The 26,647-nt window shown below is 51.7% G+C and carries 19 protein-coding genes; 14 read left to right on the top strand and 5 right to left on the bottom strand.

Annotation, left to right across the window (positions count from 1 at the left end; all coding sequences use genetic code 11):
* The first annotated feature begins 254 nt into the window (after positions 1–254).
* Complete coding sequence (locus SH449x_RS26765; RefSeq protein ID WP_482379144.1) at positions 255–1,541, top strand: gluzincin family metallopeptidase; 1,287 nt, start codon at positions 255–257, stop codon at positions 1,539–1,541.
* A gap of 256 nt (positions 1,542–1,797) precedes the next feature.
* Entirely contained in the window at positions 1,798–5,142 is a 3,345-nt protein-coding gene (locus tag SH449x_RS26760; RefSeq protein WP_482379143.1) for a hypothetical protein, read from the top strand.
* Between the two features lie 100 nt (positions 5,143–5,242).
* On the opposite strand, the gene SH449x_RS26755 is transcribed toward SH449x_RS26760, so the two are convergent.
* Positions 5,243–6,082, bottom strand: a complete 840-nt coding sequence (locus tag SH449x_RS26755) for a hypothetical protein (RefSeq protein ID WP_482379142.1) — start codon at positions 6,080–6,082, stop codon at positions 5,243–5,245.
* Between the two features lie 193 nt (positions 6,083–6,275).
* Here SH449x_RS26755 and mch point away from each other — a divergent pair, with 193 nt between their 5' ends.
* The 5 genes from mch (at position 6,276) to SH449x_RS26730 (ending at position 13,280) form a co-directional block, all read left to right on the top strand.
* Positions 6,276–7,250 (top strand): methenyltetrahydromethanopterin cyclohydrolase, encoded by a 975-nt coding sequence (gene mch, locus SH449x_RS26750; RefSeq protein WP_482379141.1) that lies wholly within the window; start codon positions 6,276–6,278, stop codon positions 7,248–7,250.
* Positions 7,251–7,349: 99 nt separating this feature from the next.
* Entirely contained in the window at positions 7,350–8,819 is a 1,470-nt protein-coding gene (locus SH449x_RS26745; protein ID WP_482379140.1) for a Gfo/Idh/MocA family protein, read from the top strand.
* Positions 8,820–8,887: 68 nt separating this feature from the next.
* A complete protein-coding gene (araD, locus tag SH449x_RS26740) occupies positions 8,888–10,606 on the top strand; it encodes an L-arabinonate dehydratase (protein ID WP_482379139.1) in 1,719 nt (572 codons plus the stop codon).
* A gap of 454 nt (positions 10,607–11,060) precedes the next feature.
* A complete protein-coding gene (locus tag SH449x_RS26735; RefSeq protein WP_482379138.1) occupies positions 11,061–11,792 on the top strand; it encodes a DUF4058 family protein in 732 nt (243 codons plus the stop codon).
* A gap of 324 nt (positions 11,793–12,116) precedes the next feature.
* Entirely contained in the window at positions 12,117–13,280 is a 1,164-nt protein-coding gene (locus SH449x_RS26730; protein WP_482379137.1) for a XylR family transcriptional regulator, read from the top strand.
* Between the two features lie 18 nt (positions 13,281–13,298).
* Here the strand turns inward: SH449x_RS26730 and SH449x_RS26725 are convergent, their stop codons facing one another.
* On the bottom strand, positions 13,299–13,772 hold the full coding sequence (locus SH449x_RS26725; RefSeq protein ID WP_482379136.1) for an RDD family protein: 474 nt from the start codon (positions 13,770–13,772) through the stop codon (positions 13,299–13,301).
* A gap of 89 nt (positions 13,773–13,861) precedes the next feature.
* Complete coding sequence (locus SH449x_RS26720; protein WP_482379135.1) at positions 13,862–17,305, bottom strand: pyruvate carboxylase; 3,444 nt, start codon at positions 17,303–17,305, stop codon at positions 13,862–13,864.
* A gap of 212 nt (positions 17,306–17,517) precedes the next feature.
* Here SH449x_RS26720 and SH449x_RS26715 point away from each other — a divergent pair, with 212 nt between their 5' ends.
* The 3 genes from SH449x_RS26715 (at position 17,518) to SH449x_RS26705 (ending at position 20,171) form a co-directional block, all read left to right on the top strand.
* Positions 17,518–17,829 (top strand): Rieske (2Fe-2S) protein, encoded by a 312-nt coding sequence (locus tag SH449x_RS26715; RefSeq protein ID WP_482379134.1) that lies wholly within the window; start codon positions 17,518–17,520, stop codon positions 17,827–17,829.
* 88 nt (positions 17,830–17,917) lie between these two features.
* Positions 17,918–19,387 carry a L,D-transpeptidase family protein gene (locus SH449x_RS26710; RefSeq protein WP_482379133.1) on the top strand — a complete coding sequence of 490 codons (1,470 nt, stop codon included), beginning with the start codon at positions 17,918–17,920 and terminating at the stop codon, positions 19,385–19,387.
* A 31-nt stretch (positions 19,388–19,418) separates the two neighbouring features.
* Entirely contained in the window at positions 19,419–20,171 is a 753-nt protein-coding gene (locus SH449x_RS26705) for a 3-keto-disaccharide hydrolase (protein WP_482379132.1), read from the top strand.
* Here the strand turns inward: SH449x_RS26705 and SH449x_RS26700 are convergent.
* Positions 20,168–21,535 (bottom strand): rhomboid family intramembrane serine protease, encoded by a 1,368-nt coding sequence (locus SH449x_RS26700; protein WP_482379131.1) that lies wholly within the window; start codon positions 21,533–21,535, stop codon positions 20,168–20,170. The two genes, SH449x_RS26705 and SH449x_RS26700, sit on opposite strands and share 4 nt — an antisense overlap.
* Before the next feature lie 317 nt (positions 21,536–21,852).
* Here SH449x_RS26700 and rpmE point away from each other — a divergent pair, with 317 nt between their 5' ends.
* From rpmE to SH449x_RS26680, 4 genes are all read left to right on the top strand, one after another.
* Positions 21,853–22,098, top strand: coding sequence for a 50S ribosomal protein L31 (gene rpmE, locus SH449x_RS26695; protein ID WP_482379130.1), 246 nt, complete (start codon positions 21,853–21,855; stop codon positions 22,096–22,098).
* Positions 22,099–22,217: 119 nt separating this feature from the next.
* Complete coding sequence (prfA, locus tag SH449x_RS26690) at positions 22,218–23,294, top strand: peptide chain release factor 1 (protein WP_482379129.1); 1,077 nt, start codon at positions 22,218–22,220, stop codon at positions 23,292–23,294.
* Between the two features lie 60 nt (positions 23,295–23,354).
* Positions 23,355–24,260 carry a peptide chain release factor N(5)-glutamine methyltransferase gene (gene prmC, locus SH449x_RS26685; protein WP_482379128.1) on the top strand — a complete coding sequence of 302 codons (906 nt, stop codon included), beginning with the start codon at positions 23,355–23,357 and terminating at the stop codon, positions 24,258–24,260.
* 378 nt (positions 24,261–24,638) lie between these two features.
* A complete protein-coding gene (locus tag SH449x_RS26680) occupies positions 24,639–25,814 on the top strand; it encodes an HD-GYP domain-containing protein (protein WP_482379127.1) in 1,176 nt (391 codons plus the stop codon).
* 4 nt (positions 25,815–25,818) lie between these two features.
* Here SH449x_RS26680 and SH449x_RS26675 read toward each other — a convergent pair whose 3' ends face one another.
* Positions 25,819–26,628 carry a PspA/IM30 family protein gene (locus SH449x_RS26675; protein WP_482379126.1) on the bottom strand — a complete coding sequence of 270 codons (810 nt, stop codon included), beginning with the start codon at positions 26,626–26,628 and terminating at the stop codon, positions 25,819–25,821.
* Positions 26,629–26,647 lie beyond the last annotated feature (19 nt).

Below are 26,647 nucleotides of genomic sequence, written 5' to 3'. Positions count from 1 at the left end.
ATCAATGCACGTAGCATCGATTTTGCGGTTCGCTAGCAAAGTAGATATTTGCGAAATTTTCCCGACTTTGGCTCAAGATTGACCTGGAGCCGTCGTTTCTCCGTTTTCTAGACTCGGGACGGTCAGCCAAGAACGAGCTGGCTAGCTGATGACCCAACGACACCTCGAGGAAACTGCAAGGATGCAGAATCAACAGGGGTGGAACCACCAATCACCGCAGGGAGGCGATGATGTTTTCACTGAGAACCATAGGCATGATGCTGATGACAACGATGTCAGCGTTGGCTTGTTGGAACGAATGCTTTGCTCAGATCTTGGGTGCACCTCCGCGCTTCATGAGTGCCAGCCCCAATTTTACTGTTTATGCAAACGATCCGAACTGGGCTAAAGAGGTTTCTCAAGCTGCCGAGGAGTATCGAAAGGCTCTAGCGATTCACTGGACAGGCCAAGCCCTACCGCAATGGTCAAAACCCTGCGTTCTCTTTGTACAAGATAGCCCCCGGGCTCTCGCGAGCGGTGAGACTAATTACACCCTCGTCAGCGGAGCGGTTATCAATTTCAAGATGACTGTCCGAGGCACGCGTGAACGAATTCTCGATTCGGTTTTGCCACATGAGGTAACCCATACCATCATCGCTAGCCACTTTGCACCCTACGGTCGCCCCGTCCCGCGTTGGGCCGACGAAGGGATGTGCACTACGGTGGAGCACGAGGCTGAGCGTCGCAAACATGATCAACTGCTAATCAAGTTTCTTTCCGAAGGAGAAGGACTACCATTCGCGACCTTGTTCTTATTGGAAGACTACCCTGCTAACCCGTTGCCACTGTATGCACAAGGCTACAGCCTGGCGAGCTTTCTGATAGCACAGGGAGGAGAGGAAGGCCCACGAACCTTTATTCGCTTCCTCGAAGCTGGCATGAAGAACAATGACTGGGTATCAGCAACAAACGAGATCTATGGCTACCCCTTGGTTGGCAAGCTTCAAGTCGCTTGGAACGATTGGGTGAACAACGGCGGACGAGATGTCAGTCGATTCACGGCTATCGCTCGAGGGCATGGTGATCACGCCTTGGTGGCGAGACTGAGTACAGGAAATACAATCAACAGCCTTGCTTCGGCGCAGCCCGTTGTTAAAGCTTTGGCTACAGGAGAGGGCCCGCTTGAGGGCGTGAGAACCGCGAGTGCGGAGACAACCCGATCCAATAGCGAGAGCGGCTTGACTCGTGGGCAAGGCAGCTATTACCTAAATGAGCTGCGAAGCCGCGAGAGCACCGGCTCATACGGGGAACAATCGTTAGCAGTGGCGGGTATTCACAGCCCGACAGGTCAAGCGTCCAGGATCGCGGAATCCGCTGGCAACAACAACCCGGTTCGGGCAGATCAATCCGTCTTGCCAGCAGAAATGCCGGCCTTACCAAGTGACACGCCAGTGGCGCCCTCGCTCCCGCCTGAAGGAATACAGCATTCGGTTAGCCAACCACGTCCGTTCGAGACGATGGGTGGCGTTCTGAGACGTAAGGTCCCACAGCCCACAAGGTAAAACGGGGGCTCCAGAGAAGCTGCGAAAGCCCTGAACACCTCCCCATTTTACCATTTGAAAAAAACTTTCCGAAACAGCGAATCTGCTATTGACCAGCGATTGCTTTACCACCTATTCCCCACCCAGATAGATTTTGGTCTCCATACCGGAGCCGTGTTCCGCAAGGGAATGATGAACACGACTTCTGTTTGGACCGTCGATCATTGATGAAATGAGACGAGCGTTTTTTTAACAAAAGCGATAAAGGAGTGTCGCGTTGAAACATCTAACCCCCCTCCGGACATTACGGCTCTTAACTGCCTTGTCGGCGGTCCCGTCGCCCGTCTATGTTCCATTGCTTGTTGGCCTCGCCACACCAATGGTCGCGACATCGACGGTCTTAGGACAGAGCGGAACAACAGGCGGTTTACCACCGTTGCCTCCCGCCACGTCAGCTTTTGGTGCTAACGAAGCGAACAAGGAAAGCGAAGCTGCAGGAGGTGCTGGGGCACCAGCTGCTCCTAGCCTGTTACCGCCTAGTTCAGCGAACGCCGCGTTACCACCTCTGCCAGGGTTAAACCAGCCCCAGCAAGGGTCGACACAGGCCTCTGCGAATCCAAAGCGAGATCAGGCAACCGCACTGACCTCGCAAGCCAAACTGGCGTTTGATCGTGGTGACATCGCCTCGGCGCGTCGCCTGCTGGATCAAGCGAAAGCTCTCGGTGTGCCCGACAATGAATTTGAACCAGGCACCATTCGTCCTTGGCAGCTAGAACTGGCTGTCAAAGGTCGCGAGGCCATGCAGGCAAACTCGGGAGTCGCTACCGCTAGCTCTGTTCAGCCAGCTGGCGGATTAGCTCCCAACCAGCAACCTGTTGAGTCTGGTGTTTATCAGCCTCAAAAGGATGGTTCACGGGTCGCGGCAGCTAGTGGAGTATTAAGCTCCTACGATGCAGACACCAACGGTGCAGAATTGTATCGCGAAGGAATGAACGCACTGGCAGCGGGCAACAACGACGCTGCCATGTCGAAGTTCCGAGCTGCGTATCAGAAGCGACAGGACCTCGATCAGCCGACCTTGACACAGCTCAAGGATAAGATGGCTATGCTCCAGGTCAGCGCTCGCCAAAGTGGTGCGCCTGAGGAAATCAACGCTGTTTCCGCAGCCAACCAAGACGAACTGCGCAAACGACAGCGATTGTTCAGCGAAGTCACCGGTGAGATTGCGGACTCCGAGCGATTGGCTATGCAAAACAAACCTCTCGAGGCGCTCGACAAGCTGCGATCCCTCCGCGTTCGGATCGGCCAAAGCGATGCATCAAACGAGTACAAGAAGTCCCTTCTGACAACCGTTGATCAAGTCAGTGGAAACATTGAGAAGTGGGTAGAGCAGAACAAAGTTGCTATTCAACTCGATCAGACCAACAAGCAGATCGAAGACCGGATGCGGGTCGAAGCCGACCAGCTCGTAAGGTCCGACCTACAGGTCTCTTCGTTAGTGGATCAGTATAATACGCTCATCGATCAGCGTCGATTCGACGAAGCGGTTGAGGTTGCCAGACGTGTAGCAGAATTGCGTCCGGGCTCGGAGATCGCTGCCGTTATGACTGCCAAGTCCAAGATTCAGGCAAATAACAACGAATACGAACTCCTTCGCGAACAAAAAGAATACGGTTTCGCGAACATGATGATGAGCACTGAGTTCGCCTCCATCCCTCAGGACGACCGAAAGATTTTGAGCTTTGGTCCGGCGAATGAATGGAGTCAGTTGAGTCGAAATCGATTGAAATCGCAAAGCGAATCGAAGATGTTACCATCGGAGAAACGCATATGGGAAGCTCTCGACGAATCCTTCTCGGGATCCTTCGATAGAAGACCTCTCGTCGATGTGATGCGAACCTTCGGAGAGATGTATGGAATTCCAATCGACATTGATGAGCGATCGCTTCAAGTCGAAAACGTCTCGATCGATCAACCGGTTTCCCTCGACCTACAAGGGAACTCGATCAAGGTTAAGAGTGCGTTGAACTTGATGCTGGAAAAGCTGAACCTGAGGTATGTCGTGAAGAACGAGACCCTCACGATTCAAGGCAAGCAGTTCTCTCAGCCTGAGCTCATTACCGTGACCTACTCGATCAAGGATTTGGTCATCCCCATTCCAAACTTTGTATCCGATTACAATACGGGCATGGCAGGTGCATTGCAGGCTGCCTACAACGCGCAGACAAGTTTTGCGAGCGCGAGTGTTCCAGGACAAGGGAGAGCATCCGCACTGGCTGCTGCCAATCCTGTTAGCATCGATCCGCGATCAGAAGTCTTAACCCAGCTGGCTGCGATGCCAGGTATGAACGGACAAATGGGACCTGGAGGCTTCGGAGGCATGGTTCCCGGGATGTCGTCCAGCATGTACGGAGCGAGCACTCCGGGAGGGTTTCCGGGTGCAACTCAGGGCTTCGGTGGATCACCCCTGGCTAACTTTGGCGAACTGATACAGCTCATTGAAACCGTGGTTACGCCCGATGCTTGGGAATCGAACTCTGGTACCAGCTCGATGATCGAACACCGACAAACGCTGAGTTTGCTGGTACGAGCTCCGCAAGAGACACATGAGGCACTCGCTGATCTGCTCAAGAGCTTGCGAGATCTTATGAATCTTCAGGTGACAATCGAAGTTCGCTTCATCCAGCTTCAAGATACGTTCTTCGAGAGAATCGGCATCGACTTTGACATCAAGAAAGACGACAACGTCCGCAGGTTGCCAAACGATGATAGCGGCCCTCGCGTCGCAGTTGGCTTGAGCGCAGGAAATACACCTGCGGGACCAAGCTTTACGAGCGATCTTGATATTGGGCTGAGCAACAATTTTTCCGTCAACCCACCATTCGGGGCTCCAGATATTAATCAGGCTACCACGTTCGGATTGGCGATTTTGAGTGACCTAGAGTTGTTCTTTTTCCTGGAAGCTTCGCAAGGTAACAGTCGTCAGAACGTGCTCAATGCACCGAAGGTGACGATGTTTGACGGCCAGATTGCAAGTATCAACGACTTTGCTCAGCGACCGTTCGTGGTCTCCTTTGAGCCGGTTGTCGGTGACTTTGCCGTGGCTCAAAGGCCAATCGTTGTGGTTCTCAATGAAGGAACACAATTGAATGTGCAATCAGTCGTCTCCCAAGATCGACGGTTTGTTAGAATGACTCTGGTGCCACAGTTCACCCGCCTTGAAAACGCGGACCGACAGTTCACCTTCCAAGGACGTCGTTCGAGCAACACCGGTACAAGCATCCTGAACCCAAACACGGGATTGCCAACGGGTACGAGAAACCAGCAGGATGAGGTTATCGAGGGAACGACGGTCCAACAGCCGACCCTGGGTACCACCAGTATCCAGACCACGGTTAACGTTCCAGATGGCGGAACGATCCTTTTGGGTGGTATCAAGCGTCTGTCTGAAGGTCGAGTGGAGCGGGGAACACCAATCTTGAGCAAGATCCCTTACCTGAACCGATTGTTCAAGAACAATGCGATCGGTCGGGAAACCAGTACTCTGATGATGACCGTCTCTCCGAGAATCATCATTCCTGAAGAAGAAGAAGAAAAGCTCACAGGCACTCCGATCCCTTAAGCAGGATTCGAGGTATCTGTTGAGAATGAAAAAGCGAGTCAGAAATGGCTCGCTTTTTTCGTGCTTATGTATTGCAATCTGTTCTCGTGAAAATTCAGACTTACCTGCTCAATGAGTAATGAGCGGAAAGTTTCTTGGATTCGAGCCGCGTCCATCGCTCCCACGTCTCACGACTGACATTATCGAGGCACAAAGTTAATCGTTTCCTACAAGCTTCGTAGTCATAGAGATTTTGGAAAAAAGTAAGCCTGTCTTCTAAATCCTCCAACCCATCTCGCGAAACTCGGTCCAATTCATCGTACTGGTATTGGAGAAGGGACTCGAGCTCGGAAATGCGGGCAGCCGTAAATTGATCAATGTACCCTTGCAGTTCGATCGAACTCGGAACACGCCCTCCATCGAGTGGAATCACGAAAGTGGCTCCCCGACTGAAGATTCCTTGTACGACGGTATACAACCGCGGGTCTGTCGTAATCGCGACATGGTCCATCTCATGCTTCAACAAGCGATCCTTCCAGGGTTCATCCGGTTGGAAGCTGTTGGGAATGATGATGGAGTGGGCCACCTTCAAGTCGCGGCGCGTGTACCGAAAGTCTAGCGTTGTGCTCGCTCTAGGAGACTGACGCCCAATGTCTTGAGCTGTCCCACGTGGCGTGCTATAGATGCACTTGTAGTCTAACTTTATCTCGAATTGCGTAAGAGCTGCCTTGCGATGAGACGCCAGCAACGCATCATCGACCTTGATACCAACGTTCCCGCGATTAATAAGACGCAAATACTCGCCAGGAGCAGTCGCCAGCCAGGGATGTGACCGGGGGCTTGTACTGTTCGTTCGATCACGGAATGGCAATTGTGCCACACTGAGCGTCACGCACAAAAAAACTAGTGTCACCCACAAAACAACACCTGTTACCCCGAACGAAATCTTGGAGCCATCCATGAGTCGTCATTCCTGCGTTGAATAAAGAAATCCGTTCCTTTTTTGAATATAGCCGACCAAATACGAAATGAAAACGATTCGCCTTAATCAGCCCAAGGAATTTCGACCTGGACGAATCCGAAAAATCGCTATAGTGTGGTCGCTATTCCATCGCTAGCAAAAAAACATCCTCCAACCCCCCGCCGGTGCAACGTTGTCCCAAATCAATTCCAGGAATCTAAACGACCAATCTCTCGGCATCTGCCGATCTGCACTCGGTCACACGCAATCGTGGCATATCGCATCGCATTCGTTGGATTGCGGAGCGACAGTCATCGACTTTGGGATCCAAACAACGGGAGGCATTTTGGCTGGCCAAAACCTTGCCCGTATCTGTTTGGCGGACCGAGCGAAAGTTACGGTTCACCCTGCGGATAGCTCCATCGGACCATGGCCACTCATCCAAGTCTATACAGAGGATCCCGTGAACGCTTGCATGGCCAGTCAGTACGCGGGTTGGCCCGTTCAATGTGAGGGCTTTTTTGCGATGGGATCGGGACCGATGCGAGCCAAGCGGGGGCGCGAACCAGTCCTAGAAGCCCTACTGGTCACCGACGACAGCGAGTACGCGGTTGGCGTATTGGAATGCGACAAGTTACCCGACTGCACGGTCGCTAGCCTTGTGGCCGAAGAATGCAAAGTAGAACCCTCAAAAGTTTTCTTGTGTGTCGCTCCAACCCGATCCATCGCCGGTACAGTTCAGGTGGTCGCGAGATCGGTAGAGACGAGCCTTCACAAACTTTTCGAACTTGGGTTCCCACTCGAAGCTGTGGTGCACGGCCACGGAGCAGCCCCACTTCCTCCTCCAGCACTCGATTTTGTAGATGGGATTGGCCGCACGAACGATGCCATTCTCTATGGCTCGCATGTAACCCTTTGGGTCGATTCGGATGACTCAACAATCGAGTCGGTGGGGGCGAAAGTACCGAGCAGTCACTCAAAGGACTACGGTCGCCCCTTTGCTGAAACATTCCGAGGCTACAACTGCGACTTCTACAAAGTGGATCCAGGGCTGTTTAGCCCCGCCATGATTACCATCATCAACCTAAAGTCCGGTCGATCGTGGCGCTGGGGAAAAATACGCCCCGATCTCCTGCAACAATCCTTTGGCGAAGTGTATCTCGAATAGCTGTGGTCCTCCTTTGGCCGACGCTGCGTCACAGGCAATCGCTTCTGTGTTAAACTGGTGGATGATAATCCTTCCCTATCAACCTCTCAGGAGCTTAGCATGAACCGCAACAAGAAAACCTCACGCCGTCGCTTTCTAACCAACCTCGCAGCCACCTCGGCGCTGGTAACGACGGCGGCGAATACCAGCCCCTCGGTCGCTCGTAGTTTTGCGATGGCCAACGATGAAATTCGGTTGGGATTCATCTCGTGCGGAGGTCGCGCCAATGAGCACTTGAGCACCTTTACCAAATTCAAAGGTGCCGCCGTCACCGCCCTGTGCGATCCTGATAGCACCAAGGTGGAACGAGCTCGCTCCCAATTCGCCCCGCAAGCTAAAGGCTACGCAGACTTGCGAAATCTCATTGATGACCCTAACGTCGATGCTGTTGTCATCGCGACCTGCAACCATTGGCACTGCTTGGCAGCGATTTGGGCCATGCAAGCGGGCAAGGACGTTTACGTCGAAAAGCCACTCTCGCACAGCCAATGGGAAGGCCAGCAGACGATCGCCGCCGCCCGAAAGTACAATCGTATTTGCCAGGTCGGCACCCAACAACGCTCCGACCCGATGCAGGCAGAAATTAAAGCTTTTCTCCACGAAGAGAAAGGAATAGGCGAGATCCTGACTGCCCGCGTGAATCGTTACGGTGTCCGCAAATCGATTGGACTCAGATCGACTCCTTTGCCCATCGACCCAAAAATCGATTACGACCTGTGGTTGGGACCCGCTCAAGATCGCCCGATATTCCGCGAGAACTTTCATTACGATTGGCACTGGGACTTTAACACCGGCTCCGGAGAGATGGGGAACTGGGGCGTTCACGTGCTCGATGATTTGCGAAACAATGTATTCCTCGACAAAGTTAACTTGCCTAAACGCATCTTTGGTGGCGGTGGGCGAGTCGTTTGGAACGATGCCGGAGAAACTCCGAACGTTCATTTCGTTTACTTCGATACGGGTTCGATTCCCGTTGTCATCGGACTTAGCAATCTCACAGCCGGCACCGACTCGGACAAACAACCCAGAGTCAAGGGACCCGGTAGCGGATACATCGCCTTTGGACAAGGTGGTCGGCTCGAAGGGCAGCGTGGTGGTGCGGTGGCTTACGACTCAGACGGCAAAGAGATGAAACGCTTCCGTGGTAACAGCGGAAATGGATTGCATCAAGAAAACTTTCTCAATGCTATTCGATCCCGCGATCCTTCGATGCTGGCCGCCGATGTCCAAGTCGGCCATGATTCGACCGGATGGTGCAATCTTGCCAATATTGTCTTCCAAACAGGCGAGCCGTTCTCACTGGAAGCCGCCGGGCAAGTGGAGCTTCCGGAATGGCGAGCTCTCGTCGGCGAAATGAAGGATCACCTGGCCGCCCATTCTCTCGATATCGAAGATGCTAACGTACGGATCAGCAAAATGCTGGAGTTCGATCCCGCGAAAGAAATCTTTGTTGGGAATGGGTCGCAAGACGCAAACAAGTATCTCAAGCGTGAGTATCGAGCTCCCTACGTTGTACCAGAGATATCTTAATGTAAATTCAATTTTCGCAGATCACGATTTAATTACACAGTCGGCTTAGAACATACGAGGAGCGTGAATTGGACGGGCAATCAAAAGAACTTCGGTCCAGCCGATGGTTTTCTAAAGATGATCTGCGTAGCTTTGGGCATCGCTCCAGGCTAAAGGGGATGGGCTTTGATGATGCGGATTACCTTGGTAAACCCATCGTCGCTATTCTCAATACGTGGAGCGACCTAAACACTTGCCATTCGCATTTCAAGTCTCGCGTGGATGAGGTAAAGCGAGGTGTTCTGCAGATGGGTGGTTTTCCCGTGGAGATCCCGGTCGTGAGCTTGGGTGAGATGCTCATGAAGCCCACCACCATGCTGTACCGCAATCTGCTGGCCATGGAGACCGAAGAGGTTTTGCGATGTCATCCGGTGGATGCTGCCGTCTTGATGGGAGGATGCGATAAGACGGTACCGGCTATGATTATGGGAGCCATCTCTGCCAACATACCCTTCGTTTTCTTTCCTGCCGGACCAATGCTAAAAGCGCGTTGGAAGGATCAAACGCTCGGCAGCGGAACAGATGCATGGAAGTATTGGGCGGAACGATGCGCAGGTAATCTGTGCGATGGGGACTGGAAAGATATCGAGAACTGTATCGCCCGATCAGCCGGCACCTGCATGACCATGGGAACCGCATCCACGATGGCTTGCATTGCAGAGACGCTGGGCGTTACGCTTCCCAATGCGAGCTGCATTCCTGCGGTGGTTTCCGAACATAGTCGGCTCGCGGTCGCAACGGGACGCAAAGCGGTTCAATTAGCAACGCAACAAATCGCACCTCTTTCCTTTTTGACGCGAGAGCATTTCGAGAACGCACTCATCGCGCAACTCACCTTGAGTGGCTCCACGAATGCGATCGTTCACATGATAGCCATGGCCGGTAGAGCGGGGATACGCCTAACTCTGGACGACTATGATCGCATATCTCGCGAGATTCCGGTCTTGGCCGATCTGCGTCCAAGTGGCCGATTTCTGATGGAGGATTTCTACAACGCCGGTGGCTTGGCAGGATTGCTCAACCGGTTAAGAGACAAGCTGTACCTAGAGGCGAAAACCATCAACGATACGAACCTGGGAGATCAAATCCAGGGGGCGACGGTCCTCGACGACAATGTGATACGCACGCGCGATAATCCCCTGTGGCCGACGGGAGGAACGTGTGTGCTGCGAGGCAATTTGGCACCGAATGGTTGTGTGATTAAAACGGTAGCTTCGGATCCCAAGCTGCACCAGCATCGAGGGCGTGCGATTGTATTTTCCTCGTATAGTGATCTCAAAGCTAGAATCAATAGTCCCGATTTAGACGTTACTCCTGACGACGTGTTGGTGATGCAATCAGGTGGACCTGTTGGTGCGCCCGGATTCCCTGAGTGGGGGATGCTACCGTTACCGGAAAAGCTTCTTAAGCTTGGAGTCCGTGACATGGTTCGTATATCGGATGCTCGGATGAGTGGCACCAGTTATGGGACTTGCATTCTTCATGTGTCGCCGGAATCACATCAAGGCGGCCCGTTAGCGTTGGTACAAGACGGTGATATCATCGAACTGGATGTCAATAATCGATCGTTACAATTGCTTGTGAGTGACGAAGAGTTGAATCGGCGAAGTGCAGGTTGGCAAAAGCCTGCACCAAGGTGGGAGCGAGGTTATTTAAAGATGTTCGCGGATCATGTCACGCAAGCCCACGAGGGTTGCGACTTCGATTTTCTTCACGGCAACACCGCTGGCTTAGAGCCAGAGATTTAGGCGTGGCTAAACAGACACCCCTGTTTAATGCCAGTGACTGGTGGAAGGCGTAATTCTAAAATTGGATTGACCACTAGGTTAAAAATATTGTTAAACGCAGAGACGGAGACGACGCAGAGATTGCTAGATCGCGTCCCCTCAGCGCTCTCAGCGTCTCCGCGTTTAGGCTTCCAGGACAATATTCCCAGATAGCCACAATACCCAGCAACACCTTGATGCGGTCGACGGAACTCGAATCACTGGTACGTGGCAGATCCCATCACAACGTATTTGGATCGACGGGGCTGCGTGGAATTTTCCGACATGAACTGGTACATGGACAGCGACATCCTTAACAGAATAAAATCAAGCTATGGCCAGCTATCAAATTGGCAATTTCCTGGTCTTCGGCCAACCGCAAGACGATTTCGTTTCCTCAGGCTGCTGGCTATAATGGTTACTAGAGGAGATTCCTATGCCATTGCTTGATCATTTTCGCCCCCCCATTTCGAACAGAGGTTCCTGGGAGGGATTTCATGGAGGCTGGCCCATGGCGATTGTCATGGACCTCTGCAAGTTACTGCCTGAGCAATATGTCGCTGAGCCTCGAGTGCATCTGGGAAAGAATTTTGAAGTCGATGTTTGCACGTTTGATATGGTTGGAGAAAACACTTTGCCATCGGATCAAACGGCTAATGAAGGGGGAACGGCCATTTGGGCTCCTCCAGTCCCTACCCTTACTCTGGAACTCGATCCCACTGAGAACTTCGAGTACGAAGTCTTAATCTTCGATCAACAACGAGGGCGAGAACTGGTAGCCGCCATAGAACTTGTGAGCCCTGCCAACAAAGATCGTCCTGAAACTCGACAGGCTTTTGTCTCCAAATGCGCGGCCCTACTACAGAAAAAGATTTGTGTTTCGATCGTGGATCTGGTGACAGTGAAACATTTCAATCTGTACTGCGAAGTGCTCAAGAATTTCGGTCAGACCGATCCTGCATTTACTCCAGAGCCTCCATCGACCTACGCGGTTACATGTCGCAGTCATCGTATGGCTACTCGTTCGCGGTTTGAATCTTGGGCGTACCCGATGCTTGTCGGGCAGCGATTACCTGTTTTGCCTCTTTGGCTGGACAACGAGCATGCCATCTCTCTAGACCTGGAGGTGTCTTATCAACAAACGTGCGCCGCGCTACGATTAATTTGAGCCGCCCGATTGCGTATGTAGAACTGTTGTCCGGAAAATTGCCAGCCGAGAGGAATTTACAAGCGAGCCAGCGAGAAAGAAGGGTCTGCTCGCTAAAGCATTAATTTTGCGCAAAAACCTGGTCGCTAGTGCTGTTGAGCGATCAAGGCTCCCGCAACAAAACAACACTCTAGCGGCAGAAATCCTTCAACGGGCAGAAGTAGAACTTGTTCGGAATCGATTTACCAGTAAACTTTGCGTATACAGTCGTAGATTTTTTACACTGGTCAGTATGCTTCGCAGTCATTGTTGTGCGCAAACCGCCACTAGAACACGGATCACGTCATGAGCTCGCGTGCGGTTGCATTGCTAATTGAAATGTCGAGTGGTTACTGCCGCGGGCTGCTCGAAGGAATCCACGCGTTCGCAAAATTACAAGGCGAATGGTCGATTTACCTCAACGAACAAGAGCGAGGCGCTCCTCCGCCCCCTTGGCTTGCTGATTGGAAGGGTGATGGGATTATTGCCCGCATTGAAACCGACCAAGTTGGTGCCTCATTGAAGCAGTTGCAGATCCCCATCGTCGACTTGAGCGCAGCAAGACGAATTCAAGGCATTCCATGGGCTGACACTGACGACGAAGCCATTGCACAGCTCGCGATCGACCACTTTCTAGACCGAGGATTTGCGAACGTTGCATTCTGCGGGGAGGCTGGATATGCCTGGTCCAATTCGCGACGACAATACTTTCGCTCGTTCGCCGAGGATGCGGGCTGCAAATACTTTGAGCACCAACTGGTCCATCGATACGATCCGTCGTTTCAATGGGACAAGGTACAAAATGAACTTTCGGTATGGATTCGATCCTTGCCTGTCCCGACCGCCGTTATGACTTGTAACGACTATTTGGGAAAGCATCTACTAGATCTATGTCGGTCACTGCACATATCTGTCCCCGAAGAAGTGGCCGTGCTTGGGGTCGATGACGATCACCTGCTTTACTCTCTCTGCACCCCCTCTCTCTCTAGCATAGAACCGAACACTTATCGAACTGGCTTTGAAGCAGCGGAACTGTTGCAACGCATGATGGACAAAGAGCAGGTCGATCGCTCAACTCGACTTGTAACCAAACCACTTGGAGTCAAAATTCGAGAGTCGACCGATACCATGGCGATTCCCGATCAAGAAATTACGAAGGCGTTGATCTATATTCGCCGCAACGCACTTCGCGGTATTCAAGTATGCGACGTTCTCAAGGTGACGCCTATTTCGCGGCGTTCCTTGGAGCATCGATTTATGAAACACATAGGGCATTCGCCGCATGAAGAAATCATGAGGATCAGATTAACGAGAATCAAAGAACTGTTAACGGAAACCGACGATTCGATCCATCAAATCGCTCAACGAACGGGATTTTCTCATCCGGAGTATATGACCGCCGCATTCAAGAAAGAGATCGGCATGACTCCCAGCCAGTATCGGGAGTCTAAATCAGAACGTTCCGACTAAACTTTCCAGACGTTTAGCTTATCTCGATTTCACGACGTAGGTCTTCGGAATACTGTCATGCCATCCACGAGGTTCGCTGCTCGCGAAAAGGATGGAAAAAGCCTCGAAAGGAATCAATCGGCAAAGTGTTCGTCCTGCGACTTGCCCTGGCGATGGGGGCTGTCCTTGTTCATTGATCACCATTGTGCCAGTAGCCATTTTGCCAAGCGTTCTGCCTGTCGTCGCCTCAAGGGTAAAGTAGTATCCAAAATAGATCGGTAGGCCGAGCAGGAAGTTTGGAACTTTTTCCAAGTAATCGAGAAATGCCTCACTAGACGACAATGCAATAACGACTCCAGCTGCAAAACTGATCGCGTAGTAAACAGCAGAATCGATTAGCAAGTTTACAAATCGTGCACCTTTGCCCGCGACGTCAAAGGTTGCACCTAGCTGCGTCAAAGAATCACCTGGCGTCGAACTTGGAGAGGCGTAAGGATTTGAGAGCTCGGACATGACTTAACCTTATTAGACAGCCTAAAACTAACAATCGGCAAGGCACCACACCCTGCCTGTTTCGTCATTTGATAGTTTACACAAAAAAGCTACTTGAGTACCAGAAGCAAATCTCCGGTTTCCACTTGGCTTCCAGATTTCACATGTAGCTGCGTGATTTCGCCGTCCCGCTCAGCGGTTACTACCGTCTCCATCTTCATGGCTTCCAAAGCCAATAGTTTTTGTCCTTTCTTAACCTTGTCCCCCACGGTGATCGTAACACCGATCACCATACCAGGCATTCCGGAGGCAACATGAGTCGGATCCGCCGGATCAGCTTTAACTCGGGATGAGGTTTCCCCCTCGATCGATTTGTCGAGAACCTCGATTTCGCGGGGTTGACCGTTAAGTTCAAAAAAGACGACGCGAGTTCCATCGGGGCGAGGATCCCCCACAGTCAAATACTTCACGATCAAGCGTTTGCCTGTTTCGATATCGATCGAGAATTCCTCGGCGACCTCGGGACCGTAAAAGAAAATGGGGGAGGGTAGAATCGACAAATCGCCATACACAGCACACTGCTTCAGGAAGTCGTCGAAGACCTTAGGATAAAGAGCCGAGGTCACGACATCTTTCATGGTCGGTTCAATCTTGTGCTTGCGGTGAAGGGTTTCTTTGACCTCCTCGAAATCGATCGGCGGCAAACTCTCGCCGGGACGTTCGGTCAGTTCCACGCGATCCTTAAGAATCGCCTTTTTGACTGCCTCTGGGAATCCTCCGGGTGGTTGCCCCATATTGCCACCAACCAGGTCGATTACGGAAGCAGGGTATGCAATCTCGCGTCGATTCTCGGCGATATCCTCGGAGGACAACTGGTTTGCAACCATGAACAATGCCAGGTCCCCTACCGCTTTACTGGTTGGTGTCACCTTAACGATGTCTCCCAGCAGTTGGTTTGCATCGGCGTACTTCTTGCAAACCTCGGCCCATTGATCGGCCAAGCCCAGTGCTTTCGCTTGTTGATAAAGATTGGTGTATTGTCCACCAGGCATTTCATGTTGATAGAGATCTCCACCGGCGACGAGCGATTCACTCTCGAACGGAGCGTAATACTGGCGAGCAGCCTTCCAATACTCAGAGATCTGCGTCAAAGTGTCGGTATCTAGCTGGCTTTCTCGAGGCGAGAACCGAATGGCTTCAACCAACGTGTTGAGATTGACTTGCGACGTTCCGCCTGACATGGAAGCAAATGCCCCGTCCGCAATCTCTAGCCCTTCTTCGGCAGCATTCAAGATTGACGACGCTTGTATGCCCGCCGTATCGTGCGTGTGGAAATGGATCGGTATGCCGATCTCCTGCTTCAGTACAGCGACTAGTTTACGAGCCGCAGCTGGCTTGCAGAGCCCCGCCATATCTTTGATCGCCAAGATATGAGCCCCCATTTTTTCCAATTGCTTTGCCAGATCCACATAGTAGCCTAAAGAATACTTGGTCCGAGTTGGGTTGATAATATCTCCTGTGTAGCAGATCGCGGCTTCGCAGATCATGCCCGATTCGAGGACCGCATCCATGGCGACGCGCATGTTCTCTGTCCAGTTTAGCGCATCGAATACACGGAAAACATCGACTCCGGCATCAGCTGCCTCTTTAACGAACAATTTGACGACATTGTCTGGATAGTTGGTGTACCCGACTGCATTCGATGCCCGGAGAAGCATTTGAAAGAGAATGTTTGGAATTGCTTGCCTGAGTTCTGCGAGCCGACTCCAAGGGCATTCGGAGAGGAAACGCATCGACGTATCAAAGGTAGCACCACCCCACATCTCAATCGAAAAGAGTTTCGAAGCCATCCGCGAATAGGCGTCTGCAATTTGCAGCAAGTCATAGGTTCGGAGTCTCGTTGCCAGCAACGACTGATGGGCATCTCTCATCGTGGTATCGGTGAGGAGCAATTCTTTTGAGCCACGAATCGAGTCACAAAACCCTTTCGCCCCAAGCTTTAAGAACTGGTTGCGATAGCCTTCGGGAATTGGTTTTCGAACATCCAGTTTTGGGGCAGGGGCAGGATCACGGCGGATCGTTTTGATATTGGTCCCAATCATTTGGTTACCATTGACGATGGTATCGGCGATGTAGCTCAACAGTTTGGTCGCGCGATCCCGGCGTTCGGTCATTTGGAACAACTCAGGGGTTTTGTCGATCATCCGAGTCGTCGCATCGCCCGCCAAAAATGTTGGGTGGGTGATCAAGGAGATCAGGAATGGAATGTTCGTTTTTACACCCCGAATTCGGAACTCTTGGAGGGAACGTTCCATGCGAGCAGCCGCTTCCCCTAGATTGCGTCCGCGAGCGGTAACCTTGACGAGCATTGAATCGTAGAACGGATTAACCACCGCCCCGCTGAAGGCGCTTCCCGCATCGAGCCGAATCCCCAAGCCACCAGCACTGCGGTAGTGCGTGATGCGGCCGTAGTCAGGTCGAAACTGATTGGCAGGGTCCTCGGTCGTGACGCGGCATTGAATGGCAGCACCCATGACCTGAACGTTTTTCTGAAGCGGCAAACCCAATGCATCATTGCCGAGCTTCTCACCTTGTGCTACCAAAATCTGGGCGCGGACCAAATCGATCCCGGTCACTTCTTCGGTAACGGTATGTTCTACTTGGATGCGAGGGTTGACCTCGATAAAGTAAAACTTGTTCGTATCCGTGTCGTACAGAAACTCTACCGTGCCAGCACAGTGATACCCCACTTCGCGACCGATCGCCAGCGCTGCTTCGTGCAACTCCGCCGCCACCTTGGGATCCAAGTTCGGTGCAGGTGCTAGTTCAACAACTTTTTGATGACGGCGTTGTACCGAGCAGTCTCGCTCGTGGAGATGGATGAGATTGCCGTGTTGATCGCCAAGAATCTGCACCTCAAGGTGGCGAGCTTTGGCCACTAGTTTCTCGATAAAAACTTCGTCGCTACCGAACGCGTTCTTAGCTTCTCTTTGTGCTTGTTCGAGGTTGATGGCGAGATCTTTTTCGGATTCAACGACTCGCATTCCTCGTCCGCCGCCACCTTTGGAGGCTTTGAGCATGACAGGATAGCCCATCTTCTTTGCGGTCTCCATCGCCTCGTCGAGAGATGTGACGGCATGAGCAGAGCCTTCGAGAACCGGCACACCGACTTTTTTGGCGATGGCTCGTGCTGCCACCTTGTCACCTAGCAACTCGAGGGCTCGCACACTGGGGCCAACAAACGTAATACCGGCTTGTTCAAGTGCACGTGCAAAATCAGCGTTCTCGGACAAGAATCCGTAGCCTGGGTGAACGGCATCGATGCCGTACTCCACGCACAGGCGCACGATACCATCGATATCGAGGTAGGATCGAATCGGTTCGCCGGGGCGTCCGATCTGGTAAGCCTCATCCGCTTTAAAACGATGGAGAGCGAATCGATCCTCGTGTGAGTAGATAGCGACGGTTCGGACTTTGATTTCGTGAGCGCTTCGAAAGATTCGAGTTGCAATTTCGCTACGATTGGCTGCCAACAGCTTCGTGATCGGTCGCATAACTAGTTTCGTCGTTTATATTGAGTGGATTTGGAGAGAACAAGGGAGTGAATGTCTACCAGGATATGGACATTGACCCGGTCGAATTGTAACCCAAATCGCTGCCCAAGTTGATTCGTAAACGAGATTCGGTTTACTATAGGGAACAGAACTGCGGGGCAGGAGTCTTTCGTTCACAAGCAACACTTATTCAACGATTGAGTTATAGCGAAATGGTTTGGAAACAAATTTGTGCTTCGGCAGAGTTGACGGATGGGCAAGCACGAGAAGAGTTGCTGAATGGGGAGATCGTAGCGATCTTTAGAAGCGATGGGCAACTGTTTGCAGTGGATGGCGTCTGTATGCACCAGGGAGGTCCAATCGCTAAGGGGTGCGTTCGGGATGGGGTGGTTACATGTCCATGGCACGGTTGGCAGTATGAATTGGCCACTGGTTGCAATGCAGCTACAAAAAAGCACATGCTAAAAACTTATCAGATTCGAGACAATGCAGGGCATATTGAGGTTGACGTACCGGAAAGCTAGTTTCTAGCATTCCGGCGGTTAATCAAGGTCGTCAAACAGGATGTTTGGTGGTCGTATTTATTGATTCGCATGGTCAGGAGGCCTAGCAGTGCAAACCTTGAAGACTGCCTTAGTCGTTGTGCTTTTGTTATTTGTGATTTACGGCGCGTTCGTAGCCATCAACGGAAGCAACACAGAGTTGAATCCCGAGTTCGCGAGCATGGTGGATTTGGATACCAATACCCCAGACATCGGTGGCGTAACTGGGCCGTTCGTATCGAGCTCGATGCCGCCAAGCTCATTGACACCATCAGCAACTGACGATCCCTGGGCGCAGTTTCAGTCGAAACCCGCAGCTGGGTTTAATGCTCAACCTGTGGCTAGCAATGCAGGGGTTACTCCTCCGTCCCTCCCCACTTTACCAGCCGCTATTGAGTCGCAGACTGCCAGCAATGCTTCTAGCAATCCTGCAGCCGGCACTCTACCAACGTTGGAAGCGTCCGACTTGCCGCCACTGCCGCCGCTTCCTCCGATTGTGAGCTCAGGTTCGCTCCCACCGTCATCAGAAACTGCCCCCTCGCTTCCTGGAGCATCAGACACATTGTCCCCCCTACCCGGAGCATTCGCGGGATCCAGTTCTCCAAAACTCCCTGAAACAGCCTCTGTTAGTGACGTCGCAAGCACCGACACACCCGACTTTGGCCTCGCCATACCGACCGCCCCAAAGAGTCAGCCAGCAGCGAACCTCGCAGCCGAAAGCCCCAGCTTGAATGCAGCTTCCAGTTTGCCTGGATCGGTATCGTTGCCATCGACCGACCTACTACCCAAGCTTCCTGAAGCCAACACCTCTTCAGGCAGCACCGCACAATCCGCACCGGTACGCCCCAGCAAATCCTACAGCAACGCGAAAGCGGTTGCGTTAGAGCAAGCGGGCAAGGGGCAACTCAAAGAGGCGCTGGCCACCCTCAGCGTCTTCTACAACTCAGCAGATCTCGACGAGGCGCAACGCACCGATCTAGTCGATTTGTTGGATGCGCTGGCTGCCGAAGTCATTTACTCTCGTGAGCACTACCTTGATCTACCTTATTTCACCGCAGCAGGTGAGACACTAGATGGGATTGCAAAGCGTTATCAGATTCCTGTCGAGGTTCTAGCAAGTATCAACGGCTTGGATCAGGGGGCGGTTGTCAATAACGGCACAAAACTAAAGGTTTTGCCAGGGCCTTTTCGAGCAGAGGTCGACTTGAACCGCAAAGAACTGACCCTCTTCTTAGGTGAACTGTATGCAAGCCGATTCCCGGTCTCTGTAGGTAAAGACCCCAATCCACAACCCGGCAGCTACTCGGTCGTTTCCAAAGACAGAAACAAGAATTATTATGGGTCTAGCACGCCAATCATGGCTACCGATGCCAACAATCCGTATGGCGGGTTCTGGATCGATCTAGGCAACCAGCTCAGCATTCATGGCTCGACCAGCGGTGCCAATGAAAACTTGGGCTGTATAAGCCTTTCCCCTAAGGATGTGGCTGACGTTTTTGGTATGCTATCCAGTGGTTCCCAAGTGACCATCAGGCGTTAAGCACCAAGAACTCGTATAGAGATCGATCCCCATGTTGAACTGGCGGGAGCAGAAAGACTGTCACATACACCGGGTCCGCGCAGCAGGCTCGGTGTTTTGCATTACCGTATGGTTGGTAATATTCGGGGCCGCCGCCTCCAATCCTTCAGGGGGGGCTGATACCGCTGATGCAAGCGAGCTTCACTCCACGGATGCATGGATGATGATCGACGGATCTCCACCGAAGAGCGGCTGGGAGTTTGGCGACACCGTTATCTTCCTCTCGATGAAAGAGGGACGGTCGGGCCACATCGTGACCAAAGAGGAATACCTAGATTTCGATCTCGAATTCGAGTGGAAGATTGCTAAAAACGGCAACAGTGGTATCAAGTTTATGGTGCAGCATTACGAAGATCGCGTATTAGGTCTTGAGTACCAAATCTACGATGACGACGGAACGCATCCTGTTTCCCCGAAGAACTCCACCGGTTCCCTTTACGATCTATACGAGCCGAATATGTCTAAGCGTCTTCGACCAGTTGGAGAGTGGAATCAGTCCCGAATCGTAGTTGACGGAGATAAGATTGAGCATTGGCTGAATGGTGCCTTGATCGTTTCCGCAATGGTAGGCAGCGACGAATGGAACGATCGACTTGCACAGAGCAAGTTCCATGATGTCGAAGGGTTTTGCGCCAATCGCAAGGGGCGACTCATGCTGACCGATCACGGCAGTGAAGTTTGGTACAAGCTCACGTCCCTAAAGATTCCGGCCACCGCCCCCGAAAGCAAGTCCTCACCCCGCTAGTCGTGGAGTTCTACCACACCCGACTCGATTAACTTTTTGGCATGCTCGACAATCGGTTTTAGTTTCGCGGTGTGCTCTGGACCGAGGAAAGCGACGTTCATGCCTTTGACGTACTTTAGTACTTTGCGAGGTCTTTGCTGACTAAGCCAGATACGGAGCAAGGCTACTTGCATGGCAAAGCTGTCGTGATCGAATCGTTCGAGATACACCTGAATCAAATCCGCAGCCTCGTTGTAGCGTTTGGATTTTAGATAGCCTGATATGATCTGGTGCAGTTCGTCTTGTTTCCATTGAATGGACGGATTGTTGGCTGCCAGCTTTAGATGAAGCCGGTGTGCCAACTCGAATTCTCCACGATCCAATGCCTCTGCGACCTGGGATTGAAATTGTGCGACATTGGTTTGTTGGGGCGGAGAGGCTGTGGCGGCAAGCTGCTTTTGCTGCTGTCGTTTCTCTCGCTTGAGTCGCTCGGTTTGCTTGACGACTTTCGAGTCCTTGCCGGTATTTCCTTGGAGGTAAGAGAACAAATCCCAGCCCTCGCAATCCACATGCCCAGCTTTCACCATCCACAAACCAACGGGAAACGCCACGAGGAAGCCCATGATGTGCAACAACTCAGAGCTCATGCGAAAGCCTTGGAGCCCAAGGAAAATAACTTCTTTAGCAAAGAAAAATGCACCGTAGGTCAATATGCTAAGCTCGACTGTACCACCGCGAATCCCGAAAAACAGGGTTTCAAATTCGTTAGCTGGTGCCCATGCGACACAAATGGCAAGAAGCCCAAAGATGGCAGCCGAGGCTCCGAGGGCCACCCCTTCATTCATGCCGAAGATAAGAGTACTCATTTGCAGGAAGAATCCGAAGAGAGCCCCCACCCCCAGGTAGATCCCCAAAAAAACGAGCCATCCGACCTTTCCTTCCACAATGATCCCGAAAGCCCAGAGGAAAATCAAGTTTCCTATCAGGTGAAACCAGTCGGCGTGCATAAAGTTGCAGGTCACCCATTGCCACGGTTTGAACGTTCCGAACTGCAAACATAGATTGCGATGAAGGAAGCCAGTTCGAACGGTAGAACGTTCAGGGTCAAAAAAGAACTCGTCATCGGCATCGTTAAAATCACCAGGCCCGTCTGATCTTTGCTGGCCCGATTCCTCGTCCCGTAGAACGTCATTCCAGCCCTTGGGTTGCTCGGACTGGTCGTGTGGACTCGTCTGTGAGGAGCGATGTTTCGAGGATTCTCGTTCGACAATTTCGATTTCGGGATTTAGTCCCACCCCCAGGAAAACCAGCACGTTGAGGACCATGATGGTGACGGTAGCGATTGGGTAGTGGTAGAGTGGGGCGTCGGTGGAGATGGGAATCATAGGCGGCCCATACTAGGCGTAAAGATTTAGAGAAATAGGGCATTGTCCCCCGACTAGTGTAACCAGAAAGGTTGCCTAAGTGGATTACGGCACGGGAAATCACATCCTCAGAGGTGATTTTCTAACCGTTCCAGCCGAAAAGCTGGGAATTGGGAAAAAACAAGCCTTACTGCCGGGGAAAAATGCCGAGATTTGGGCTAACACGACATCCCGGCCGGCGTTATAATCTGCGGCCCATCGGGTCACAACGTGCAGGAGAGCGCCTCATCGAAGAGGTGGCTTCCGATCGAAATCCAATAATTTTTTCTGGTTATGCTATGAAAGACGGAATTCATCCAAACTATCAATCCACCACTGTAACCTGTGGTTGTGGAAACAGTTTTGTGACTCGAAGCACACGGAAAGAGCTCAGGGTCGACATTTGTAATGTCTGCCACCCGTTCTACACCGGCAAGCTTAAGTTTGTTGACACGGCAGGACGCATTGAGAAGTTCCAAAGCAAGTTTGCTGCCGGAACCTACGCTTCGCTACAACCAGCGAAGAAATCCGCCAAGAAGAAATAGCTGCCTGAGCCGCTTCCTCGCACGAGGGTAAAATTGGCTCTGGCAATCAAAAATCGAAAACCGTCGCAGATTGCCTCGATAGGCCTGTGACGGTTTTTGCATTTACTATTGGTGTTATTATGAAAATCCGGGATCAACTCGAACAAACCTACGCACGCTTTCAAGAACTCGAAGCCATGATGTCCGACCCTCAGGTTCTGAGCGAGTCGAATCGAATGGCTACAATTCTCCGAGAGCACGGGGGACTGGCCAAAGTAGGGCACAAATTTGGCAGATACAAGCGAATGGGGGAGGAGCTGAGAGAGCTAGAGCCCATGCTCGCTTCTCATGATTCTGACGAACGATCTATGGCCGAGGAGGAAGTGGCCCGGTTAAAGGCCGAGCGCGAGACGATTTGGAACGAACTTCTCGACATGAGTATCGGTGGGGAGGACGCGAACCGGACTCGGTGTGTGATGGAAATCCGAGCCGGCACCGGTGGCGAAGAAGCCGCTCTTTTTGCTCGCGATCTTTACGACATGTACAAGCGATACGCGGACAGCAAAGGCTGGCGGATCGAAATCATGGACAGCAGTATCAGCGAGCGCGGTGGTTTCAAGGAAATCATCATGGGGCTCGAAGGGGAAGGTGTGTACCGCGATTTGCAATTCGAGAGCGGCGGACATCGAGTGCAGCGAGTGCCTGAGACTGAGACGCAAGGAAGGGTTCACACCTCCGCCGCGACTGTTGCCGTCATGGCCGAGCCCGAAGACATTGAAATTGACATCAAGCCGGAGGACTACCGGCTTGACAAGTTCTGCGCGTCGGGCCCCGGCGGTCAGCACGTCAATAAAACGGAATCGGCGATACGACTAACCCACTTGGAAACAGGGATCGTCGTTCAGTGCCAGGACGAGAAAAGCCAGCACAAGAACCTAGCGAAAGCTTTGCGTGTTCTGAAGACTCGACTCTACGAGGCGAAGCGCGAGCAGGAAATGAAGCAAAGGTCGGATCAACGGATGTCACTGATTGGATCGGGAGATCGGAGCGAGCGAATCCGAACCTATAACTATCCACAGAATCGCTTGACCGATCACCGGATTAATTTAACGTTGTACAAGCTCGACCAAATCATGGCGGGCTACATGCAGCCGGTAACGGAAGCATTGATCGAATACGAACGGTCCACGTTGCGTGACGATGGCGACCTGACTTAAGCCGCTAGACTTAGAACGGCCTAAAGCGGAACGCAGGACAATCACCAAGGATAAGCACGGATGACAAACCAGAATGCGGCAAACTCGGAACCATGGACCATCATGCGATTGCTGCAGTGGACCACAGAGCACTTGAAAAAGTCTGGGTCAAGCACTCCAAGACTGGACGCCGAAGTTCTGCTGGCCCATGCCAGAGATTGCAAACGCATCGAACTCTACACCGCATTCAACGAAGAGCCTCCCGAAGACGTAAAGGCTAAGTTTCGCGAACTCATCAAACGAAGAGCTGCCGGAGAACCGGTCGCCTATCTGGTTGGCAAGAAGGAGTTTTATTCGATCTCTCTTAAGGTGGGGCCAGAGTGTCTCATTCCGCGGAGCGAAACCGAGCATTTGGTTATGGAATGCTTGGACCGAGCGAAAGCAATGCAGCAAACGGGTCAAGCGAACCCGATTTGGATTGCAGATGTTTGCACAGGTAGCGGATGTGTCGCGATCGCTATCGCTAAGCATTTACCTAGTGCACATGTTACAGCAATAGACATTTCGGATGGTGCACTCGCCATTGCCCGCGAGAACGTAGCGCTGCATGGACTAGAAGATCGGATCGATATAAGACATGGAAATCTTCTCGATTCCATAGAGGCAGGGACATTGGACCTTGTGGTTTCGAACCCACCGTATGTTTCAGAAAGCGAGTTTGTAACGCTCGACAAGACCGTCAAAAACTACGAGCCAAAAGTGGCACTGGTTAGCGGAGAGACCGGACTCGAACTGATCGAACAATTGGTAATGCAAGGAGCGGGCAAGCTAAAGCCCGGTGGCTGGTTACTCTGCGAATTGTCCCCCATGATTGCAGACCGAGCTTTATCGCTCGTGGAAAGCTTGAATGAGTGGAGTGATGCCTCCATCATTAAGGACCTGTCGGGGCTGAAGCGACTCATTGTTGCACGAAGGGGCCTCGAATAATGGCCGCAGGCAGCACCGGATCTGAGTCAGAATATTTCATTAGCCAGTGTACGACGACGCGGGGAAAAACCCGATTTACCGATAATTCGGTCTCTTCTTGTTAACGGCTCAAATAAGCACCCCAGGCAAAAGGGCCATCTTTGAGTAGTCCATCGATCATAAAGTGCATTTAGTGGTTCGGTTGTAACGGTTAAAGAGCCTAAAGGTTTGCACCTGTGGTAATCCGCACGTGGTTTTGCAGAGTAATGCATTCTCGCTACCCTAATCTGTAACCCACACTATCTCATCACCCTGGTAGGTTTTCACCCTGGTAAGTCGTCCCTATACCGTGACCCCCGGTTTTGGAGAGCAATTGCAAGATGAGATCGTAAGCGAATCATGACACATACTACCCACGAAATATTCACATCGGATCTCGCGATCGGAACAACACTTCCATTCGATCTTCGCGACCCTTTCGGCAACATTGTTCACAAAGCAGGCCTGCCTGTTACGGAGCGGTTGCTAGAACGATTAAAGGCGATGGGGGTCACATCGGTTACGGTGCGAGGTGAGTCATCCCAAAGCGAGATCGGCGAGGTTTTTGAATCTTTCTTCGATTCTGAGAGACTCCAGATCATTTCGACGAAACTCGAAGAGGGAATCGAGGGACTGAGTAAATCTATTGAAGCGGTGATCCACGGAGAAGGGATCCAGCCCAAACTGATGGTAGATTGCGTTGATTCCTTTATTGATCAAGCTGCGCTCGATACCTCAGCTTTTCTCGCGGTCGTTCTGCACCGCAGCCTCAGTGTAGACGCTCAAACAGTTCGCGCCATCTCTGAACGATCTGCTTGCCTCGCCTGCTTGAGTACCACCATTGCTTCGTCGATGGGACTCGCAAGAGAAGTAATCATGCGAACGGGGCTTACCTCAATGCTTTCCGACATTTCGATGGGCAAGCATTCGGAATGGTTTGATGAAAAGAAATTCTTATTGGGCTCTGTTGTTAGAACCGAGACGTATCGAAATCATCCCGTCGAAAGCGGAAGGATCCTTCATCAGTTGGACACCTTTGATAATCAATTGATCGATTGCGTCAGCCAGACCCATGAATTGGCAGACGGAACTGGGTTCCCTTACGGTCTAAAAGCAGAGGAAACGTCGATTGAGTCAAGAATTACGAGCATGTGTGAGATATATCTATCCCTCAGCTCTCCGCTATTTTCCGAAACACCGTTTCTAGAGTCTGACTCATTGGCCTACTTAATACACCAAATGACGTTTGGGCATATTGACCGTCCCATATTGAGAGCGATGATCAAATCGCTCTCCATGTTCCCGATAGGAAGCCTCGTCAGGTTAGATGACGACAAGCTAGCGGTTGTCGTACAGCCAAATTCTGCTAATCCTTTCCAGCCGATTGTCAAGCTTTACGAAACAGGCGGCAAAGTTCGAGACTTAAGCATATCCAACAATCAGATTGTCGGCCCAGCGGGAGATACCACACTGAATCGGCAGCGAATTGGCAAGGCTATGCTGGATCGGATTTTGTGGATTCCGAGCGACGTATAACTACTCAAGATTCTGGAAGTCTCGCATCGTGCGTCGTTTGTTGCACGGTATCCTTTTTCGCGGATAGGCCGATCAAAGCATCAAATTCATCGTCAGAAGCATTTTTCTGGGCATACTCTAAGAATTCGCTTTCTGCTTTCTTAGCATCGAACCCTGCCAGTTCACGAGATATTCGCGCGTTAGCAACCGCTTTCTGACGCATTTCACGAAGTCTCTGCAATTCCTCGGTCGTTTTATCGTTAGAGATTCCATTGACCATATCAGCAATCTGCCGCTCTTCTTTGGCGGAGAGCATATCCGCTACAGCATCGTGCTTTTCTTCCTTGATCTTTTCCAAATCGCGCATCAACGACTGAATCTGTGTCTTATGACCATTCACATTTATGATCAGCTGCTTCAAATCCTCATCAATCTCCGTTGCCCTAGCTCGCTTCTCGACTAGTGTGCTCGAAAAATCCTTAAAGGCTGACTGACACTTGCTGTACTCAGGATCATCTTTGACCGCTGCGATGTCGCAGTTGTATTTATCGACAATCGCTTTGGCCCTAGCTGCAGCACCGGACTTGAGTTTCTCGAGCTTATCGATTTCTTCCGTAAGTCCCTGGAGCCGTTTCTTTTTGCTTTCTTCTTGCGCGATCATGGAGCTGATAGCATCTTTGTACTCGTTGATCCGCCTCTTCTTCTCCTCGATTACCTTCTCGTAGGTCGCCTTAATAACGGTGGGGTTTTTGCTAATCGCGTCGGCGGCGTTGTCCACTTTGCCCGTGATGAGGTATTTGATCGCACGAAAAAAACGACCGATGGCATTGAACATAAATGATTGCTCCTCAATT

The organism is Brakhagea baltica, from assembly GCF_052161605.1.
In the GTDB taxonomy this organism is placed as follows: Bacteria; Planctomycetota; Planctomycetia; order Pirellulales; family Pirellulaceae; genus JBKCUI01.
Note: the sequence above shows the minus strand (reverse complement) of the source record. Positions and strands in the feature narration are given on the sequence as shown.

What these genes read in the sequence shown, in the direction of transcription:
- SH449x_RS26765 (WP_482379144.1), top strand. Translation starts at nt 255, where the DNA reads ATGATGCTGATGACAACGATGTCAGCGTTGGCTTGTTGGAACGAATGC.
- SH449x_RS26755 (WP_482379142.1), bottom strand. Translation starts at nt 6,082, where the DNA reads ATGGATGGCTCCAAGATTTCGTTCGGGGTAACAGGTGTTGTTTTGTGG.
- SH449x_RS26745 (WP_482379140.1), top strand. Translation starts at nt 7,350, where the DNA reads ATGAACCGCAACAAGAAAACCTCACGCCGTCGCTTTCTAACCAACCTC.
- SH449x_RS26735 (WP_482379138.1), top strand. Translation starts at nt 11,061, where the DNA reads ATGCCATTGCTTGATCATTTTCGCCCCCCCATTTCGAACAGAGGTTCC.
- SH449x_RS26730 (WP_482379137.1), top strand. Translation starts at nt 12,117, where the DNA reads ATGAGCTCGCGTGCGGTTGCATTGCTAATTGAAATGTCGAGTGGTTAC.
- SH449x_RS26725 (WP_482379136.1), bottom strand. Translation starts at nt 13,772, where the DNA reads ATGTCCGAGCTCTCAAATCCTTACGCCTCTCCAAGTTCGACGCCAGGT.
- SH449x_RS26720 (WP_482379135.1), bottom strand. Translation starts at nt 17,305, where the DNA reads ATGCGACCGATCACGAAGCTGTTGGCAGCCAATCGTAGCGAAATTGCA.
- SH449x_RS26715 (WP_482379134.1), top strand. Translation starts at nt 17,518, where the DNA reads ATGGTTTGGAAACAAATTTGTGCTTCGGCAGAGTTGACGGATGGGCAA.
- SH449x_RS26705 (WP_482379132.1), top strand. Translation starts at nt 19,419, where the DNA reads ATGTTGAACTGGCGGGAGCAGAAAGACTGTCACATACACCGGGTCCGC.
- SH449x_RS26700 (WP_482379131.1), bottom strand. Translation starts at nt 21,535, where the DNA reads ATGATTCCCATCTCCACCGACGCCCCACTCTACCACTACCCAATCGCT.
- rpmE (WP_482379130.1), top strand. Translation starts at nt 21,853, where the DNA reads ATGAAAGACGGAATTCATCCAAACTATCAATCCACCACTGTAACCTGT.
- prfA (WP_482379129.1), top strand. Translation starts at nt 22,218, where the DNA reads ATGAAAATCCGGGATCAACTCGAACAAACCTACGCACGCTTTCAAGAA.
- prmC (WP_482379128.1), top strand. Translation starts at nt 23,355, where the DNA reads ATGACAAACCAGAATGCGGCAAACTCGGAACCATGGACCATCATGCGA.
- SH449x_RS26680 (WP_482379127.1), top strand. Translation starts at nt 24,639, where the DNA reads ATGACACATACTACCCACGAAATATTCACATCGGATCTCGCGATCGGA.
- SH449x_RS26675 (WP_482379126.1), bottom strand. Translation starts at nt 26,628, where the DNA reads ATGTTCAATGCCATCGGTCGTTTTTTTCGTGCGATCAAATACCTCATC.